We start from the raw sequence: 15,970 nt of genomic DNA on the forward strand, positions 1-15,970 counted from the left end.
GCTAGTCCCGTCGGCGCTTGGTCTTGGCCGCGTACATCTGTTGATCCGCTCGCGCCACGAGGGCCGCGCAGTCCTCGTCGTCGAGACGCTCGACGGCACCGACGCTGACCGCCAGGGTCAACAACCTGCCGTTCCAGGCGACCGGCTCACCCGTCAGTGCGCGGTCGAGCACGATGCACAGGGCATCGAGTGACGGTTCGGGGGAAGGCTGCGGCAGCGCGACGACGAACTCGTCGCCCGCGAATCGGCCTGCGATCGCGTTGCCGGGCAACCACTCTCGTAATCGGAGCGCGACGGCTTCCAGGAGGCTGTCGCCGGCACTGTGCCCGTGGGTGTCGTTGACGATCTTGAGATTGTCGACGTCGATGAACGCCAAGGTCACCGCGCCATCGTCGGCAATCCAACTGTTCAGATGGTCGAGAAACACTGCCCGCCTGGACAGTCCGGTCAGATCGTCGCGCTCGGCTCGACTCCGCCACAGATGGGCGTCGTGCACCACGGGGTTGACCAGATCCATGCACACGATGAAGACCTCGTGCCCCGCCAGCACGCCGACACCCACGTGCATCCAGCAGGAGACGATCACACCGTCCTTGCGACGCAGCTGCCGCAGCGCCCTTCTCGGTTCGGTGCGTCCGTTGACGTCCACCGGCGACGACGCAATGTCCAGCGCCATCCGGCGGGCCGACACTCGCTCGGAATCCGGAATGAAATCGGTGACGGGCGCGCCGGTGAGATCGCCCGCGTCGTACCCGAGCAGCTCACGGCATTCCCCGTTCGCGGCGACGATCACCGAATCCAAGCTGTGCACCACGACGGCGATGGGGAGCTGAGCCACCACTGCGTCTATCGCGATGACCTCGTCCTCGGTGAAGCCTCGGACATCGGGACGACGGGTCGGCGTATCGCCGAGTCCTGCCCCGCTGGTACCGCCCATCGAAAACCGCCCCGCCGCCGTGTCCAGTGAACAGCCGTCAACACTACAGAGCGAACCGGTCCGCGGCAGTCGAACAGAACGCTTCGCCTGATGCGGTCAACGCCAGGCGAACACGGGTTGCTCGAAATCCGCGACCCGAGTGTGCCGCCGGTGCAGCACGACTTCCCTGAACTGGTGCACGATGGCGCCTGTCGGCGCATGCACCAGCGAGGTGCGGAACGGCCACTGAACCACGGGCTTGTCCGATTCCTCGATGGAGACGAATCGAGGGTCGGAATCGATCTCGGCGGCGTCGACCTCGTAGACGGTGGCGACCTCACCGGGGTCGATGGTCATCGTCGACAACGTGTCTCCGACCCACACCACGAACGGAGTGATGACGTATCCGGACCGGGTGCCGTAATCGTCGAGGCGGCCCAGGATGTCCGACGGCTCGGCCGTCAATCCGACCTCCTCGGCCAACTCCCGCAGACACGCCTGCGGCGCGGTCTCACCTGGGTCGAGGCTGCCGCCTGGCAGCGCGAATTGTCCTGGGTGCGCGCGGAGCCTCGAGGGCCTCTTCGTCAGGATCATCCGGCGGTCGCCGGCCGCCCCGCCGATCGCGACGGCCACCGCCGCTCGCCTACCGTCGACGCGGAGTTCCCGATATTCGAAGTCCGCGAGCGCGGCCACCATGGCGTCGCGTTCCAGTCTCGATTCTTCGGCCATCTGCGAAGCCTAGACAGGTTCGGTCAGCACACCGAAGTGACGCACCGTGCCGGACAACCCTTGCACTTCCTGCCGGGGACTCCACGTCAGAAGTCCGTCCGCGCTGTCGGAGTAGAAATACTTTCCCTCGGTGTAGGCGTCGAAGTAGATTCGCCAGTGTCCGTTCGGCAACTGGACGACGGCGGGTCCTTCGACCAGCGCGCCCCAGTCCCCCGGCGGAACGAACGTGTAGGGCCCGGCGAGAGTGGGCGCTATCGCGTGTTCGAGCACCTTGTTCGTCTCGTTCTTCGTGAACGCGTGATAGACCGCTCCTGCTTTGACCACGGTCGTATCGATGCGATCGGCACCGAGGCCTGCAATGGGAAGCGGAAAGCTCCACTGCGTCAGCGACGGGTCGAGCGCGGTCATCAGATACGGGACGAACCCGCCCCCTGTCGACATGGACAAGATCAAGTTGACCCGATCCCCGTCGACGAACCACTCCGGTGCCCACGCCTTCGTGGTGAACGGTGAAAGAGAAGGTCCGTCCGACGACCCCGCGGAACCCGTCAGACCGGGAGGACCTGCCGAGCCGGTGCCGTCTCCGGTGCCCGGCAGAAACGCGCAACACAACGGGACGGGATAGTTGCCCATGGGCGTCCAGTCGACGCGATTGCTACTGCGCGCGAAACCGATGTTCGCTCCACCGCCCGTCGTGTACGCGACGTAGTACTGGCCGTCGGAATGCCGGAAGATGCTGGGGTCGCGAATCAGTCCGGACGGCGGCCGGAACGCGGCGTCACGAACGGATCGAAAGGCGCTGCCGTCGGTGGATTCGTACACGTCCATATCGCGGTCACTGGAGGTACTGAAGCCCACGATGGTGTACCGAACAGCGCCGGGCTGTGCCTCACCGATGCCCGCCCCTGCCACCGTCAGTCCCAGGACCAGGCAGAGGACCGTCCACAGAGCGGCGGGACCTGGACGCGCAGTCGGCTTCACCGTCAGGAGTATCCCCGTAGACGCGCGTCGGGGGGTCACTTCCGCATGGACCTTGGTAATCGTTACAACAAAAAAGTGCGTTCACAACGGCTGTCACCGTTGTGAACGCACCGAGAGCGTTGTGAGGAGTGTGCGGCTACACCGTCGCCGGGACGTCGTCGAACGCGTCCAGCAGCTCTCCTCGTACCAGGAACGAATACGCGCCCGCACCCGTCGGCTCGTTCTGAACCAACACCAATCCGTCGTCCCGAACGTCGCCGATGGTCACGACCACCGTGCTCTCCCCCGCTGTGAACCTAGCTCTGTCTCCAATTTGCACGAGGACCTAGGTACCCGCTCGCAGTGCTTCCAAACTCCACCGTGAACCCGAATGTCGAGGCCGACGCTCGATACAGTGCACCCATGCACACTCCTGCTTATCCGAATGTCCTGGTTACCGGCGCGTCCGGGGGCATCGGCCGGGCCACGGCACGAGCATTCGCAGCAGCTGGACATCGCGTGGCCGTGCACTGTTCGACGGCAGTCGACGCTGCGGCGAACACAGTGGAACTCCTCGACGGCACCGGACACATCACCGTCGCCGGTGATCTCTCGTCGCCGACGGGTGGGCCGGGGATTGTCGACGAGGTGATCGACCGCTTCGGAAGTGTGGACGTGTTGATCAACAACGCCGCCGTCGGGCCGACCGAAACGAACCGGCATCCCATCACCGAGGGGTCGTTCGAGGAATGGGAGTCGGCCTGGCGAGAGATGCTGCAGGTCAATCTCATCGGAGCGGCTCATACGACATGGGCCTTTGCCCGCCACCTCGTAAACAGGGGCAGGCCAGGATCGATAGTCTCGGTCGGCTCGAGGGGCGCACTCAAAGGGGAGCCGGACTACCCTGCGTACGGTGCAAGCAAGGCCGGACTGCATGCGTTCAGCCAATCGATGGCGGCAGCGCTTGCACCGCACGATATTTCGGTCACCGCTGTCGCGCCCGGGTTCGTGTCCAGCGAACGCCAGGCGGCCACACTGGCCGGAGAACGCGGCGACGACATCCGTCGCCAGAGTCCGTTCGGCCGAGTAGGCACACCGGAGGAGATAGCGTCGACGATCGTCTTTCTCGCCTCACCCGAAGCCGCCTGGTGCAGCGGCACCGTGGTCGACGTCAACGGGGCGTCGTACCTACATCCGTGAGTGCATGGATGGAACGGTCACCGCACCACGTCGTACACGACCTTGACGACGCCGTTGGAGTACGCCTCGGATTCGCGGAGAACGAGACGCTGCTCCGGGCGTGAGTCGTGGCCGAAAAGATTTTTGCCGGACCCGAGGACGACGGGGAACACCAGCAGGTTGTAGCGGTCGATGAGTCCGGCGTCGGCCAGACTGCGGGCGAGTTCGCCGCTGCCGTGGATGAAGATGGCTCCCCCGTCGGATTCCTTGAGAGCTGCGACGTCCTCGGCCGATCTCAGGATGGTCGTCTCGCCCCAACCGTCGACCAGAGCCGTCTCGCCGAGAGTCGTCGACACGACGTACTTGGGGAGGTCCTTGTAGCTCGCGTGGTCCTCGGACCCGACCCAGACCGGCGCGAAGACCTCGTAGCTGCGGCGGCCGAACATCAGTGCCGTCGTCTCCTGCAGTTCCTCGCCCTTCAGCGAGAACGCCTCGGGTACGAACTCGGTGCGTACGACCCAACCACCGCTGGGGTGTCCTTCCTCTTCACCGCCCGGCGAATCCAGCACGCCGTCGACCGACATGAAACCCGTCCACACCAATTCACGTGCCATCCGATATTTCCCCAGTTCTCGTTGGTCCTGTGTGATCCCGCGAGGCACCCTGTCACGCCCCACCGGATCACTGTACAAACCGGACCACCCATTCCAGAAGTGCCGAGTGGAACGTGAACGGCAGAAAAATCTACGCGTCGTGACCGATGTTCCGCAGCCCGCCCGTCGCGCATGATCGTCTTCGAACACCCTGCACGCCCTGCCGAAGACCGCAACGGCACCCTCACACCGGAGAGCGAGAAACCACATGTCCGAGCCGAAGAACCTCAATCCGCTCTCCATATTCACCGGCTTCATTCCCTGGATCGCGTTCTCTCTGGTCGCGCAGAGAATGGCGGCCAACGGCGTCGCCTGGAGCGCACTGTTGGCCGCGGCCATCGGTCTGGTGTTCGTCGTCCGAGGCCGACGCACGGGCAACCCCACGATGATGGACATGTACTCGCTGGTCCTCTTCTCCCTGATCGCCGTCGTCGGCTTCGTCGGCGGCGAGAACATCGACAACTGGCTCTTCGAGTGGGGCCGGCCGCTCGTCGGCGTCGTACTCGGCCTCATCCTGCTGGCCACGGCATCCACGCGCCCGTTCACCGCCGAGTACGCGAAACGGTCTACTCCTCAGGAGTACTGGTCCTCGCCGCTGTTCCGACGCATCAACTTCGTCCTGTCCGCCACCTGGGGCGTCGCGATCACCGTGATGGGCGCCGCGTCCGTACTCGTCACCGCCCTCGACGCGCACGCCACCGGAACCGACAGCCCCTATCTGATCGACTTCTTCCTCAATTGGGCGGTACCGATCATCCTGATCGTGGTCATGGTGCACGTGACGAACACCTACCCGGACAAAGCAAGCGCCCAGGCCGCCGCCCGCCTCGGCGACGCCGCCTGAGCGACGAGAACGAAAGACCCGGTGCCGTGACGGCACCGGGTCTTTCTCGTTCACAGGAACCTTCCAGCCGAGAGCCAGGGTTCTCACCGGATCGACACCCACTATTGAACCTACTGAGCCACCGAGTGCCCCAGAGGAGCAATAGACATGACCCGAGTACCAGAACCCACCGATACGCCCGACGGCCCGGCTTACGAAGGGCGCCTTCTCGATCGGCCCACCGAGGAGGTCGTCGATCAAGGTGCCCGCTTCGACATGACCACGTTGATGACTCGTCGTAGAGTTCTCAGCGTCGTGGGCGCCGGGGCAGGCGCGTTCGCGTTGGCAGCGTGTTCCACCTCGTCGGATACCGGCAGTGCAGCCGCGTCCACGACGACATCGGCCGGTTCCACGACGGCGACCGCCACCGACGAAATTCCCGAGGAGACCAACGGCCCTTACCCGGCCGACGGCACCAACGGTGTCAATGTCCTCGAGGAGTCCGGCATCGTTCGCAGCGATGTGACGTCGAGCCTCGACGGCGGCACCACTGTGTCGGGAGTGCCTCTGTCGCTGACCTTCTCGGTCACGGACCTGGCGAACGGCAACAACCCGTACGACGGAGTCGCCGTCTACATGTGGCAGTGCGATGCAGCCGGCCTCTACTCGATGTATTCCGAAGGCGTCGAGGACGAGACTTATCTTCGCGGAATCCAGGTCGCCGATTCCAACGGACAGGCCACCTTCCAGACCATCGTCCCCGGTTGCTACAGCGGACGCTGGACGCACATCCACTTCGAGGTCTATCCGGACGCGGCCTCCGCAACGACTGCCGAGAATGCAATCGCCACATCCCAGATTGCATTTCCTCAGGACATGCTCGACACGATCTATCAGCTCGACACCTACCCCGGCTCGGCCGAGAACCTCGCTCAGATCGGCAGCCTCGACAACGACAACGTGTTCGGTGACGGCTACGACCTGCAGATGGGAACGTTCTCCGGAGACGCCGCTTCCGGGTACGTCGGATCGTTGGCAGTAGCCGTGGATGCCGGCACCGAACCCACGATGAGTGCACCTCCCGGCGGCGGCGGACCGGGAGGAGGTGGCCAGCCGCCGATGGGCGGCGGCACCCCGCCCGCAGGCGGACCGCCGAACGTCGGCTCCCAGGGCTCCAACTGATCTCGCTACTTCACTTCGACAATTAGGAAAACACCATGTTGCACAACCTGACCGGATGGCACGCACTCATCGTCCTCGCCATTCTCCTGCTCGTCTTCGGCTCCACCAAACTTCCGTCGCTCGCCAAGGGCGTCGGCCAATCTCTGCGGATCCTCAAGGACGAGGTGCGTGAGGAGACGGCCGGCTCGTCGACTCGTGACCGCACCGGTGCCGAGAACGACACCACGACCGTTCCGTACCGACACGCATCATGACCGCAGCGACTACCACCGTGCGCGGCACGATGCCGCTGGCCGGTCATCTTCGCGAGGCTCGACGCCGCGCGACGCGCGCGGCGGTGTCGCTGCTGATCGGCATCGTGATCGGGTTTCTGCTGTCCGATTCGATACTCGACGTTCTGCGCACCCCGGTCGAAGAGTTGGCCGCGACACGGGCTGCCAGTTTGAACTACGACACTGTGACCGGCGCGTTCGATCTCCAGCTGAGAATTGCCCTGTTCGCGGGAATCATCGTGTCCAGCCCGGTCTGGCTGCGCGAGCTGTTCGCCTATCTCGCACCGGGGTTGAACAAACGCGAGAAGAAATACGTCGTCGGATTCTCGGCTGCGGCCGCGCCGCTCTTCGCCGCTGGTTGCGCCTTCGGGTTCCTGTTGTTCCCGCGCATGGTCAGCGTGCTGGCCGGCTTTTCGTCCGACCAGGACAGCACCATCCTGAACGCGTCCTACTACGTGGACTTCGTCATGAAGATCGTCCTTGCGACCGGAATCGCTTTCGTACTTCCGGCGTTTCTGGTCATGCTGAACTGCCTGGGGATCGTGTCTGCGCACGCCCTGCGGCGCAGCTGGCGCGTAATGGTCGTCGTCATCGCGCTTTTCAGCGCGCTCGTCACCCCGGCGGCCGACGTTCTGTCCATGTTCCTCGTCGCGCTCCCGATGTCGGGGCTGTTCGGTGCAGCCCTCGCCATCACAGCGGTGCACGACAAGAGAGCTTCCCGACGCACACTCCACGACACACCACTGTCCACGCACTCCTGAAACCCGGAGCACCACCATGTTCGGTTTGACCTTCGAAAAACTCTTCCTGGTCGCAGTCATCGCCGGATTCCTTCTCGGCCCCTCGCGCCTACCCGGCTACGCGCGCAAGTTAGCTCACGGGGTCCGCTCGCTTCGTGACTTCGTCGACACCACGCGCACCGAGGCAGAGCAGGAAATGGGGGTCAAGTTGCGACGCAGCGAATGGGAATCGATCGATCTGCGGCAGTACGATCCCCGGCGAATCGTCCGCGATGCGTTGAACGAGATGGACGCACAGCCCTCGGATGCACTACCGGAAGACGCACCGTTCGCCGAGGCGGTCACCGTGCGGCCGGGTCAGAAGTACCTCGTGACGGGGACCTCGTCGCACCCGAAGCGAATACTCATCGCCTCTCTTCCCGAGAGCGACCCGCGGCGCATCGCTGCCGAGGTGGACCCTGCAAAGTGCGAGTCTGTGGTGACAGTCGAGAAAACCTGAGATTTTCACCCCTCCGCCTGCTCGTCCTCTTCGGGTTCGAAGGACGATTGGTCGGTGTGCCCGACGGCCACTCCGTCGTCGGTGTCCGGGATGGACCCGTCCTTGCCCAATCCGTCGTCGCCGCTGCCGGTGTTCTTGTCGGTGGGTGTCTCGCTGGTGCTCATCGTCGAACTCCCTGTGTCGGTACTGCTGTTGTCGGTAGTGCTGCTTACCTCCCCGGCATCGCATCAAACCTTCGGGGTAGCACGCCCGCTACGCCGTACCTTCACCACCGGGAGCGGCGAGCGGAGGCTGGGGCGTTTTCTGGGGCGGGTGTGGGGCCCCGAGTGGGGGTGCGGGTGGTCCAGCAGGAGGTGTCGGCGCACACTCGCCGGACGGCGCTACCGGAGGCGCGGGCGGAGGAGGAAGTTCCCCGCCGCCCGGTGGCGTCGGAGGCACCGGAGGCACCGGAGGCACGCCGTCCTCAGGGACTGCGGGAGGCGTTGGTGGCGTCGCGCAGTCGTCAGGTGGCGACAGCGGTGGTTGCGGCGGCACCGGCCGTGACGAGTCGTCGGCGTGCGACTTGTCGGTCGTCACCGGCGGCGGGGCGGAAGGCGGCCCGTCGGCGGCGGCGATACCCGCCCCGGAGATCGTTGCCAGCGCCAGAATTCCCGCACCCAGGGTGACTCGCCGAGCGTCGAAGTGCTTGATCTTCATCGTTGTCCTCTCTCGGTCCGTGATTCGGTCCAAGAGACAACCTCGTCGGCGAAACTGAAGTACGGCTGAAGAGTGGCCGGACGACACTGTTCCTTCAGCCAGTCTTCAGGAGCGACATCCGACGCTGCCGCATGATGGGAGGGTGAACGAAAGTCGAAACGCCGGTGCTGCCCGGGTGCTGGTCGTCGAGGACAGCGACACCATCGGCATGTCGGTCGTTGCTGCGCTGGAGCACGACGGACACATCGCGCTGCGTCGCCCGGACGGTAGCGACCTGGAATCGACGCTGACCCAGTTCGCTCCGGACCTGGTCATTCTGGACATCATGTTGCCTGGACGCAGCGGCATCGAGCTACTGCCGACCATCAAGTCGAAATGTGATGCGGCAGTGCTGCTGTTGACCGCCAGGGACGCGGTGGCCGACCGAGTCGACGGGCTTCGCGGCGGGGCCGACGACTACCTCGTCAAACCTTTCGACATGGCGGAACTGCTTGCTCGCGCCGTCGCGCTGCTGCGCAGGCTCGGACGAACTCCGAGCACCATCCGGAGCGGCGACGTGTTGATCGACTCCGAGGCTGGATCGGCGTCGCGGGCAGGAGTCGATCTTCAACTCACTTCCACCGAATGGCGACTACTCACCTACCTGGCCCGCCAACGGGGGCGCACCGTGAGCAAAGTCCAGATCCTGACGCAGGTGTGGGGATACGAGAACTACGATCCCAACCTGGTCGAGGTCCACATCAGTTCGCTGCGCAAGAAGCTCGAGCTGCACGGACCCCGCGTGATCGACACCGTCCGAGGCATCGGGTACGTGCTGCTCTCATGACGAGAACCGGAACGGGGTTGCGGACCGCGTCGCTGCGACGCCGTCTCGTCATCTCGACGATCGTCGCGGTGATTCTCGTGCTGGGGGCAGCGGTAGCAGCGACGGAGATACTCGTCGGTGCACAGTTGAAGGCAACGGCCACCGCGCAGCTGGACGACCGCGTGCAGCGAGCCCGGTCGATCCACGACACGGGTGCCGACCCGGCCGCCGTCGTCACAGCGGCCCAAGGCGGGGGAACCACCGCTCGATTGGTCACCACCGACGGACGAACGTACGGAAACCCCGATCTCGATGCGGAGGCGCCCACTCCTGATCCCCCGCAGCCGGGAGACCCCGCGGCTCCCCCGGCCGCTCCGCTTCAGCCTCCCGGCCCCCCGCCGTCGGGTACCGACTCGGAGTCCGTGACGACCCAGCTGTCCGACGGTTCCCTGCTCACGGTCGCGGTGGACACCGCAGCCATCTCCGATGTTCGAGACCAACTCCGATCCGTACTCGTCGCCGTGTTCTTGGTTGCGCTCGTTCTCGTCGGCCTCGCCGTCGTGGTCATCGTTCGAACGTCACTGAGACCGCTGCATCACATGACCGTACTTGCCCGACGCATCGCGAGCGGCGCTCGAGGCGACCGGCTCGACCCGGACCGGACGAACACCGAAATCGGGAGCGCTGCCGCAGCTTTCGACGAGATGCTCGATTCGGTCGAGGCCGCGGAACAGAGAGAACGGACCACCTCGGCGAGAACACGACAGTTCTTCGACGATGCAGCCCATGAACTGAGAACACCGATTGCCGGCATTCGCGCCGCTGCGGAGACCTTGATCCGCGCCGGCGCCGACGCCGACGCGAACGTGAGAGAAGAATTGGAAGTGCTGCTGGTTCGTGAGTCGGGTCGAGCCGCGCGCCTCGTCGACGACCTGCTGTCGCTGGCACGAATCGACGAGGGCGTCGTAGTCGACCGTCGGCCGGTGGATCTCGACGCACTCGTCGCGGCGGACATCGAACGACTTTCCGTCGCAGCCCCGGGCAGGACCATCGAGGCGCACGGCAGGAAGGGCGTCGTTGCGGAGGGCGATCCGCTCAGACTTGCACAGATTCTCGCCAATCTGACCAACAATGCAGTCGCCTATTCTCCGCACGACGAACCCGTGTCCATCACGATCTCGCACACCGTCCACGACATCCGACTTGCAGTACGTGACAACGGTATCGGCATACCAGCCGGAGAACGAGAACGCGTCTTCGAGCGCCTCGTCAGGCTGGATCGGGCCCGAACGATCGGGTCCGGATCAGGACTCGGGCTGTCCATCGCACGTGATCTCGCCCGCGCCCACGGAGGAGAGCTCGAATGCCACGGAAACGGACCGGAGAACGGATCGACGTTCGTACTCCTGTTGCCCCGAGGGCTCGTGACGACGTCTGCACCGTCGAGGGCGTCCCAGCACCGCGTGGCGTCCCCGCAGCAGGCAGGAAGGCGCGCCCTCGGCTGATGCCACCTGGGCAGTATGGTCGACGAATGACTGTGCGAGCGGGTGTGGTGGTCACCGGAACCGAAGTTCTGTCCGGTCGGGTGACCGACAGGAACGGGCCATGGGTAGCGCAACAGCTGCTGGAGATGGGCGTGGACGTCGCGCACATCACGGTCTGCGGTGACCGACCCGCCGACCTGACAGCGCAGGTGCAATTTCTTGCCGACCAACATGTCGATCTGATCATCACGACCGGCGGCCTGGGTCCGACAGCCGACGATCTGACCGTAGCGACGGTCGCCGCACTGTACGGCCGCGAATTGCATCTCGATCCGGAACTCGAACGGCACATCGACGCGATCGTCGAGAGATGGCGAAGCCGGATGAGTTCCGCGATCGACTCCGAGCCGTTGCAGGCAGGTATCCGAAAGCAAGCGTTGGTTCCGGTTGGCGCACTGTCCATTCCGCCGACCGGAACCGCACCGGGTGTCGTCGTGCCGGCCGACCGAGCCGGGGGCTTGCCTGCTGTGCTGATCCTGCCCGGGCCTCCTCGTGAGCTCCAGGCGATGTGGCCCGCTGCGCTCGAGACCGAGCCGGTCGCCGAGGTTCTGGCCCGACGCACGCAGATCCGTCAGAGCACCATCCGTGCGTACACCTTGTCCGAGGCCGACCTCGCCGCCACTCTGCGGACCGCTGAACGTCGGATCGCGGGATTCGACGATCTCGAGATCACCACCTGCTTACGACTCGGAGAACTCGAAATCGTGACCCGCTACGCGGAGAGTGCAGTGTCGTCGTACGCGGAGCTCGTGGCGCTGATCGACGAACATCATGGTGCTCGAGTCTTTTCCGACGACGGGTCCACGATCGACGACATCGTGGCCGACCGGCTGGCCGGCCGCCGAATCGGCACCGCAGAATCGTGCACAGGTGGAATGATCGCCGCCCGCCTCACCGATCGAGCGGGCTCGTCGGCCTATGTCGTCGGCGCCGTTGTGTCTTACGCGAACGAGACCAAGATCGGTCTTCTCGACGTCCCCGCCGACATGATCGACGAGCACGGCGCCGTCAGCGAACCGGTGGCGGCCGCGATGGCGGAGGGGGCATTGAGGCGAGTCGGCGTCGATATCGCGGTCTCCACCAGCGGGATCGCGGGTCCTGGGGGTGGCACCGACCTCAAGCCGGTCGGCACCGTCTGCTTCGCCATCGCCGAAACCGGTCGACCGACCCGCACCCGCACCCTTCGGCTCCCCGGCGACCGGGCGAGTGTACGAGCACTGTCCACGACCGCAGCCATGCACATGATCGCCGACGCCCTGGCACCCGCCCGGTGAAAGTAGCCAGAAAGCACGTCCGGCGACACCGTCGATCACGATGCGCTGCAGGCTTCCCCGGAAGGCCGCGAGTTTATTCGTCGGAGCGCCGCGGGATGGGGTGAAGCGCATCTGGCTTCGGGCGGCAACGCCGATCACGTCGCATCCGCTGTCGAGGCCACTACCAAGTTCTATGCGCCCGATCCGAACTGACCTCGAACAACCGTTATATATACAAGAAGTAAATTTTCGTAACCTGTATTGACAAGTGGCCCTGTCAGGGTCGACAGTCGATGCATGCACTCACAACGAAACTACGACGTCGTGATCGTCGGCTCGGGCATCGTCGGGCTCGCTCACGCCTATCACGCCCATCGGCGGGGACTGACGGTCGCCGTCGTCGATCACGCGGACACCATTGCCGGCGCGTCGGTCCAGAACTTCGGACATGCCTGCATCACGGCGCAATCGGGCGAGGCATCGGACTACGCCCGAGCCGGACGCAGCCATTGGCTGGACCTGGCCGCATCCGCCGGCTTCTGGGCTCGCGAATCGGGAACACACTGCGTCGCCAAGCACGACGACGAGCTCGAGGTTCTTCGACAGTTCGCTGCCGTTCGCGGCCCCGAAGAGGCTCGACTTCTCGACCGGGGCCAGATCCTGGAGCGACTGCCCATTGCCGCCGACGGCGTGACCGGCGGCCTGTACATGCCTCTCGACCTCCAGGTGGATCCCCGTCAGGCAGCACCGGCGATCGCCGCCTGGCTCGAGTCTTCCGGCGTGGACTTCCACTGGCGAACCGCTGCAACGTCGTTCGATACCGGCACCGTCCACACGTCGCGGGGAGATCTTCGTGCCGACACCATCTTCGTGACGGTGAACTACGACATCGATCGACTGTTCCCCGAGTACGCAGAGCGCGGCGGCCTTCTGAGGTGCCGCCTGCACATGATGCGGGCGCGGATCGAATTACCGACGCCACTGCCCACTCCCCTGTTCACCGGTTGGTCGTTGCTTCGCTACTCGGGTTTCGACGACTTGCCCGCGACCACCGACGTCGCAGCCCGGCTCGCAGAGCAGTACCCCGCCTACACGGCCCTCGATCTACATCAGATGTACACACCGCAACCCGATGGATCGATCCTCCTCGGAGACACACACGTTCGAGACATCTCCACCTCACCGTTCCAGAGTGAAGCCGGGTTCGACGCCCTGATCACCGAGGCGAAAGCCATGTTCGGCGTCGCCGCGATCGATGTCTCCGAGCGTTGGCAAGGCGTCTACAGTTCTGCGCCCGACTCGGAGTTCCTACGCGTCGAACCGATCCCGGGTGTGCACGTCGTCACCGTCACCACCGGTATAGGCATGACCACGAGCATGGGGCTGGCCCAGTCCAGCCTCGATCACGCACTCGCACAACCCATCGTTACCTCGATAGGAGTAGACGCATGAACACCTCGCACACCCACCCGATCGATCTTGTCGTGTTCGACATGGCAGGAACCACCGTCGAAGACAGTGGTCTGGTCCAACGATCGTTCGCTGCTGCCGACGAGCATGCGGGCCTCTCCCACGATTCGGATGAGAAGGCACGCATGCTGCAGTACGTCACCGACACCATGGGCCAATCCAAGATCGAGGTGTTCAGACACCTGAGTGGGGGCAACGAAGAACAAGCGCAGTCCGCCAACAAGGCTTTCGAACGGTGCTACGGCCAACTGGTCGCCGACGGCGCCTGCAGTGCTGTTCCAGGGGCCGAGCATCTCTTGGCGGAGTTGCGGTCGACCGGGGTCGCCACCGCTCTGACAACAGGATTCGCCCACGAGACTCAGCAGGCCATCCTGGCCGCTCTCGGCTGGCAGGACGTCGCGGACATCGTGCTGTGCCCAGGTGACGGTGTACGCGGACGGCCGTTCCCCGACATGCCGCTGACTGCGCTCCTCCGTTCGGGCGCGTCATCGGTTCAGTCGATGCTCGTGGTCGGTGACACCACGTCCGACATCACCAGCGGAATTCGATCGGGCGCTCGGGCTGTCGTCGGAGTTCTGACTGGTGCGCACAACGCAGACCAGCTCCGTGCAGCGGGAGCAAGCCACGTCGTCGACAGCGTCGCCGACCTCCCGTCTGTACTCGACACGCTGCGCTGATCGGCTCCATTCGACATTCTCTCTCAGGTACGACTTTTCTCAGGTTTCCGCGGAGCAGGGCCCGACCGGCCCTGTCCGCCGAATCCATCGGCCGGGCTCCGGTAGGACGAACCCAAGGCCACTCCGTCCGTGTCGTGAAGGTCTCTCACGATTCTCGCCCGTTCGTCGCTTCTCGCGACCAGGGCGCAACTTTCTTCTACGCTCATTTCGCACGACGCTGCGAGAGCTCTCGCACGTCCGAACCAAGGTGCACACGATGACGAAAGCCCTGAGCTCGACCCACGAGAAGATCGCCCGTTACGAACGTTGGCGGTTCCAGATCTTTGCGATCACCTGGATTGCCTACGCCGGTTTCTACTTCACCAGACAGGCGTTCTCCGTTGCCAAACTGGGGATTCTCGAAGACCCCGTGCTGTCCGTGACTCTCACCAAGTCCACCCTGGCCAATCTCGACGCTGTCTACCTGGCTGCGTACGCGGCCGGCCAATTCTTGTGGGGATCGGTCTCCGACCGGTACGGGCCGAGGATTGTCGTCCTCGGAGGTCTGGCCATCTCCGCTGTCGCGACTTTGTTCATGGGACTGCTTCCCGCGCTTGTGTTTCTGCTGCCGCTCATGATCGTTCAAGGCCTGTCGCAATCCACGGGATGGTCAGGAACCTTGAAGAACATGTCGCAGTTCTTCTCCATCTCCGAACGCGGCCGCGTCCTGGGCTTGTGGAGCACCAACTACGCATTCGGTGGCCTCGTCGCCGCGCCCGTGCTGGGGTGGTTCGCTTACAGTCTCTTCGACAGCTGGCGGGCGGCGTTCACGACAGGTGCGCTCATCGTGGCCGCGGTCTTCGTTCTCGTGTTGGTGTTCCAACGAAACAGTCCGACAGATGTGGGGCTGCCACCGATCGAGGACTATCACCCCAGTGCGGACATTGCCCCACTCGAGGCCGAATCCGCTGTTGCCGAACCGACCCGGTCCGTTCGTGAAACCTTCGCCGTGGTGATCAAGGACCGTATGGTGATGACACTCGGCGCGGCCTACTTCCTGCTCAAACCCGCTCGCTACGCAATCCTGTTGTGGGGTCCGGTCATCGTCGCCGAACGGCTGCAGGGTGCGGACAACTTCGTCGCCATCACCGTACCCATCGCATTCGGCATCGCAGGCGTGCTCGCGCCCATTCTGATCGGCAGGATCTCCGACAAGGTGTTCAAAGCACGACGTATACCTGCGTGCGTACTGAGTCTCGTTGCCCTGACAATGGTCCTGGCACTGTTCACACCACTGACCGCAGCGGGCAACGTCTGGATCATGGTGGCCGTTCTCGCAGTCATCGGATTGACCATTTACGGTGCCGACGCCATGATCTCGTGTGTGTCCGCGGTGGATTTCGGAACTTCGAAACATGCTGGAGCAGCCGCAGGCATCGTCAACGGTTGTGGATCCATCGGTGCGATCTTCGGTGGGCTCCTGCCCGGCTACCTCGACACGACAACACTGTTCTACGGCTTCGCCGGCGCAGCGTTCCTGGCGATGCTGCTCCTGCTGCCGCACTGGAATCGCATGCCTGCCGCCGACTGAGC

The 15,970-nt window shown here is 64.5% G+C and carries 19 protein-coding genes; 12 read left to right on the forward strand and 7 right to left on the reverse strand.

From position 1 onward, the window contains the following. Position 1 precedes the first annotated feature (1 nt). The 4 genes from H292_RS0109625 to H292_RS28390 form a co-directional block, all read right to left on the reverse strand. Positions 2 to 937 carry a sensor domain-containing diguanylate cyclase gene (locus H292_RS0109625; protein WP_019663415.1) on the reverse strand — a complete coding sequence of 312 codons (936 nt, stop codon included), beginning with the start codon at positions 935 to 937 and terminating at the stop codon, positions 2 to 4. 96 nt (positions 938 to 1,033) lie between these two features. Then, a complete protein-coding gene (locus tag H292_RS0109630; RefSeq protein ID WP_020111252.1) occupies positions 1,034 to 1,645 on the reverse strand; it encodes an NUDIX hydrolase in 612 nt (203 codons plus the stop codon). Positions 1,646 to 1,654: 9 nt separating this feature from the next. Then, positions 1,655 to 2,626 carry a hypothetical protein gene (locus H292_RS0109635; RefSeq protein ID WP_020111253.1) on the reverse strand — a complete coding sequence of 324 codons (972 nt, stop codon included), beginning with the start codon at positions 2,624 to 2,626 and terminating at the stop codon, positions 1,655 to 1,657. 136 nt (positions 2,627 to 2,762) lie between these two features. Beyond that, the gene (locus tag H292_RS28390) at positions 2,763 to 2,900 is read right to left on the reverse strand and encodes a hypothetical protein (RefSeq protein WP_020111254.1); all 138 of its coding nucleotides are present in this window, start codon (positions 2,898 to 2,900) and stop codon (positions 2,763 to 2,765) included. Positions 2,901 to 3,028: 128 nt separating this feature from the next. On the opposite strand from H292_RS28390, the gene H292_RS0109645 reads away from it, so the two are divergent. Next, a complete protein-coding gene (locus H292_RS0109645) occupies positions 3,029 to 3,805 on the forward strand; it encodes an SDR family NAD(P)-dependent oxidoreductase (protein WP_026347487.1) in 777 nt (258 codons plus the stop codon). 17 nt (positions 3,806 to 3,822) lie between these two features. On the opposite strand, the gene H292_RS0109650 is transcribed toward H292_RS0109645, so the two are convergent. Continuing rightward, the gene (locus tag H292_RS0109650) at positions 3,823 to 4,398 is read right to left on the reverse strand and encodes a dihydrofolate reductase family protein (protein ID WP_019663410.1); all 576 of its coding nucleotides are present in this window, start codon (positions 4,396 to 4,398) and stop codon (positions 3,823 to 3,825) included. 247 nt (positions 4,399 to 4,645) lie between these two features. On the opposite strand from H292_RS0109650, the gene H292_RS0109655 reads away from it, so the two are divergent. From H292_RS0109655 to H292_RS0109675, 5 genes are all read left to right on the forward strand, one after another. Next, a complete protein-coding gene (locus H292_RS0109655) occupies positions 4,646 to 5,281 on the forward strand; it encodes a hypothetical protein (RefSeq protein WP_019663409.1) in 636 nt (211 codons plus the stop codon). A 147-nt stretch (positions 5,282 to 5,428) separates the two neighbouring features. Then, on the forward strand, positions 5,429 to 6,442 hold the full coding sequence (locus tag H292_RS0109660) for an intradiol ring-cleavage dioxygenase (RefSeq protein WP_020111255.1): 1,014 nt from the start codon (positions 5,429 to 5,431) through the stop codon (positions 6,440 to 6,442). A gap of 35 nt (positions 6,443 to 6,477) precedes the next feature. Then, positions 6,478 to 6,696: a twin-arginine translocase TatA/TatE family subunit gene (locus H292_RS0109665; RefSeq protein ID WP_019663407.1), complete on the forward strand. Its 219-nt coding sequence runs from the start codon at positions 6,478 to 6,480 to the stop codon at positions 6,694 to 6,696. Continuing rightward, a complete protein-coding gene (gene tatC, locus H292_RS0109670; RefSeq protein WP_020111256.1) occupies positions 6,693 to 7,475 on the forward strand; it encodes a twin-arginine translocase subunit TatC in 783 nt (260 codons plus the stop codon). Before H292_RS0109665 ends, tatC begins: the two co-directional genes overlap by 4 nt. A 16-nt stretch (positions 7,476 to 7,491) precedes the next feature. Continuing rightward, on the forward strand, positions 7,492 to 7,953 hold the full coding sequence (locus H292_RS0109675; protein WP_020111257.1) for a hypothetical protein: 462 nt from the start codon (positions 7,492 to 7,494) through the stop codon (positions 7,951 to 7,953). A gap of 5 nt (positions 7,954 to 7,958) precedes the next feature. Here the strand turns inward: H292_RS0109675 and H292_RS28395 are convergent, their stop codons facing one another. Both H292_RS28395 and H292_RS28545 read right to left on the reverse strand, forming a co-directional pair. Further along, positions 7,959 to 8,117, reverse strand: a complete 159-nt coding sequence (locus H292_RS28395; RefSeq protein ID WP_019663404.1) for a hypothetical protein — start codon at positions 8,115 to 8,117, stop codon at positions 7,959 to 7,961. An 88-nt stretch (positions 8,118 to 8,205) separates the two neighbouring features. Continuing rightward, entirely contained in the window at positions 8,206 to 8,649 is a 444-nt protein-coding gene (locus H292_RS28545; RefSeq protein ID WP_231383802.1) for a hypothetical protein, read from the reverse strand. A gap of 142 nt (positions 8,650 to 8,791) precedes the next feature. Here H292_RS28545 and H292_RS0109685 point away from each other — a divergent pair, with 142 nt between their 5' ends. The 6 genes from H292_RS0109685 (at position 8,792) to H292_RS0109710 (ending at position 15,968) form a co-directional block, all read left to right on the forward strand. Beyond that, entirely contained in the window at positions 8,792 to 9,475 is a 684-nt protein-coding gene (locus H292_RS0109685; protein ID WP_037188172.1) for a response regulator transcription factor, read from the forward strand. After that, entirely contained in the window at positions 9,472 to 10,959 is a 1,488-nt protein-coding gene (locus H292_RS26950) for a HAMP domain-containing sensor histidine kinase (protein WP_020111259.1), read from the forward strand. Before H292_RS0109685 ends, H292_RS26950 begins: the two co-directional genes overlap by 4 nt. A 26-nt stretch (positions 10,960 to 10,985) precedes the next feature. Continuing rightward, positions 10,986 to 12,272: a competence/damage-inducible protein A gene (locus tag H292_RS0109695; protein WP_020111260.1), complete on the forward strand. Its 1,287-nt coding sequence runs from the start codon at positions 10,986 to 10,988 to the stop codon at positions 12,270 to 12,272. Positions 12,273 to 12,548: 276 nt separating this feature from the next. After that, entirely contained in the window at positions 12,549 to 13,703 is a 1,155-nt protein-coding gene (locus H292_RS0109700; protein ID WP_019663399.1) for a TIGR03364 family FAD-dependent oxidoreductase, read from the forward strand. Continuing rightward, a complete protein-coding gene (locus tag H292_RS0109705; RefSeq protein WP_019663398.1) occupies positions 13,700 to 14,398 on the forward strand; it encodes a phosphonatase-like hydrolase in 699 nt (232 codons plus the stop codon). Before H292_RS0109700 ends, H292_RS0109705 begins: the two co-directional genes overlap by 4 nt. A gap of 256 nt (positions 14,399 to 14,654) precedes the next feature. Further along, positions 14,655 to 15,968, forward strand: a complete 1,314-nt coding sequence (locus H292_RS0109710) for an MFS transporter (RefSeq protein WP_020111261.1) — start codon at positions 14,655 to 14,657, stop codon at positions 15,966 to 15,968. The last annotated feature ends 2 nt before the right edge of the window (positions 15,969 to 15,970 follow it).

This window comes from Rhodococcus sp. 114MFTsu3.1 (assembly GCF_000383555.1).
GTDB lineage: Bacteria > Actinomycetota > Actinomycetes > Mycobacteriales > Mycobacteriaceae > Rhodococcoides > Rhodococcoides fascians_E.

What these genes read in the sequence shown, in the direction of transcription:
- H292_RS28395 (WP_019663404.1), bottom strand. Translation starts at nt 8,117, where the DNA reads ATGAGCACCAGCGAGACACCCACCGACAAGAACACCGGCAGCGGCGAC.
- H292_RS0109630 (WP_020111252.1), bottom strand. Translation starts at nt 1,645, where the DNA reads ATGGCCGAAGAATCGAGACTGGAACGCGACGCCATGGTGGCCGCGCTC.
- H292_RS0109700 (WP_019663399.1), top strand. Translation starts at nt 12,549, where the DNA reads ATGCACTCACAACGAAACTACGACGTCGTGATCGTCGGCTCGGGCATC.
- H292_RS0109665 (WP_019663407.1), top strand. Translation starts at nt 6,478, where the DNA reads ATGTTGCACAACCTGACCGGATGGCACGCACTCATCGTCCTCGCCATT.
- H292_RS0109660 (WP_020111255.1), top strand. Translation starts at nt 5,429, where the DNA reads ATGACCCGAGTACCAGAACCCACCGATACGCCCGACGGCCCGGCTTAC.
- H292_RS0109650 (WP_019663410.1), bottom strand. Translation starts at nt 4,398, where the DNA reads ATGGCACGTGAATTGGTGTGGACGGGTTTCATGTCGGTCGACGGCGTG.
- H292_RS0109695 (WP_020111260.1), top strand. Translation starts at nt 10,986, where the DNA reads ATGACTGTGCGAGCGGGTGTGGTGGTCACCGGAACCGAAGTTCTGTCC.
- H292_RS0109675 (WP_020111257.1), top strand. Translation starts at nt 7,492, where the DNA reads ATGTTCGGTTTGACCTTCGAAAAACTCTTCCTGGTCGCAGTCATCGCC.
- tatC (WP_020111256.1), top strand. Translation starts at nt 6,693, where the DNA reads ATGACCGCAGCGACTACCACCGTGCGCGGCACGATGCCGCTGGCCGGT.
- H292_RS0109705 (WP_019663398.1), top strand. Translation starts at nt 13,700, where the DNA reads ATGAACACCTCGCACACCCACCCGATCGATCTTGTCGTGTTCGACATG.
- H292_RS28545 (WP_231383802.1), bottom strand. Translation starts at nt 8,649, where the DNA reads ATGAAGATCAAGCACTTCGACGCTCGGCGAGTCACCCTGGGTGCGGGA.
- H292_RS26950 (WP_020111259.1), top strand. Translation starts at nt 9,472, where the DNA reads ATGACGAGAACCGGAACGGGGTTGCGGACCGCGTCGCTGCGACGCCGT.
- H292_RS0109710 (WP_020111261.1), top strand. Translation starts at nt 14,655, where the DNA reads ATGACGAAAGCCCTGAGCTCGACCCACGAGAAGATCGCCCGTTACGAA.
- H292_RS0109645 (WP_026347487.1), top strand. Translation starts at nt 3,029, where the DNA reads ATGCACACTCCTGCTTATCCGAATGTCCTGGTTACCGGCGCGTCCGGG.
- H292_RS0109655 (WP_019663409.1), top strand. Translation starts at nt 4,646, where the DNA reads ATGTCCGAGCCGAAGAACCTCAATCCGCTCTCCATATTCACCGGCTTC.
- H292_RS0109625 (WP_019663415.1), bottom strand. Translation starts at nt 937, where the DNA reads ATGGGCGGTACCAGCGGGGCAGGACTCGGCGATACGCCGACCCGTCGT.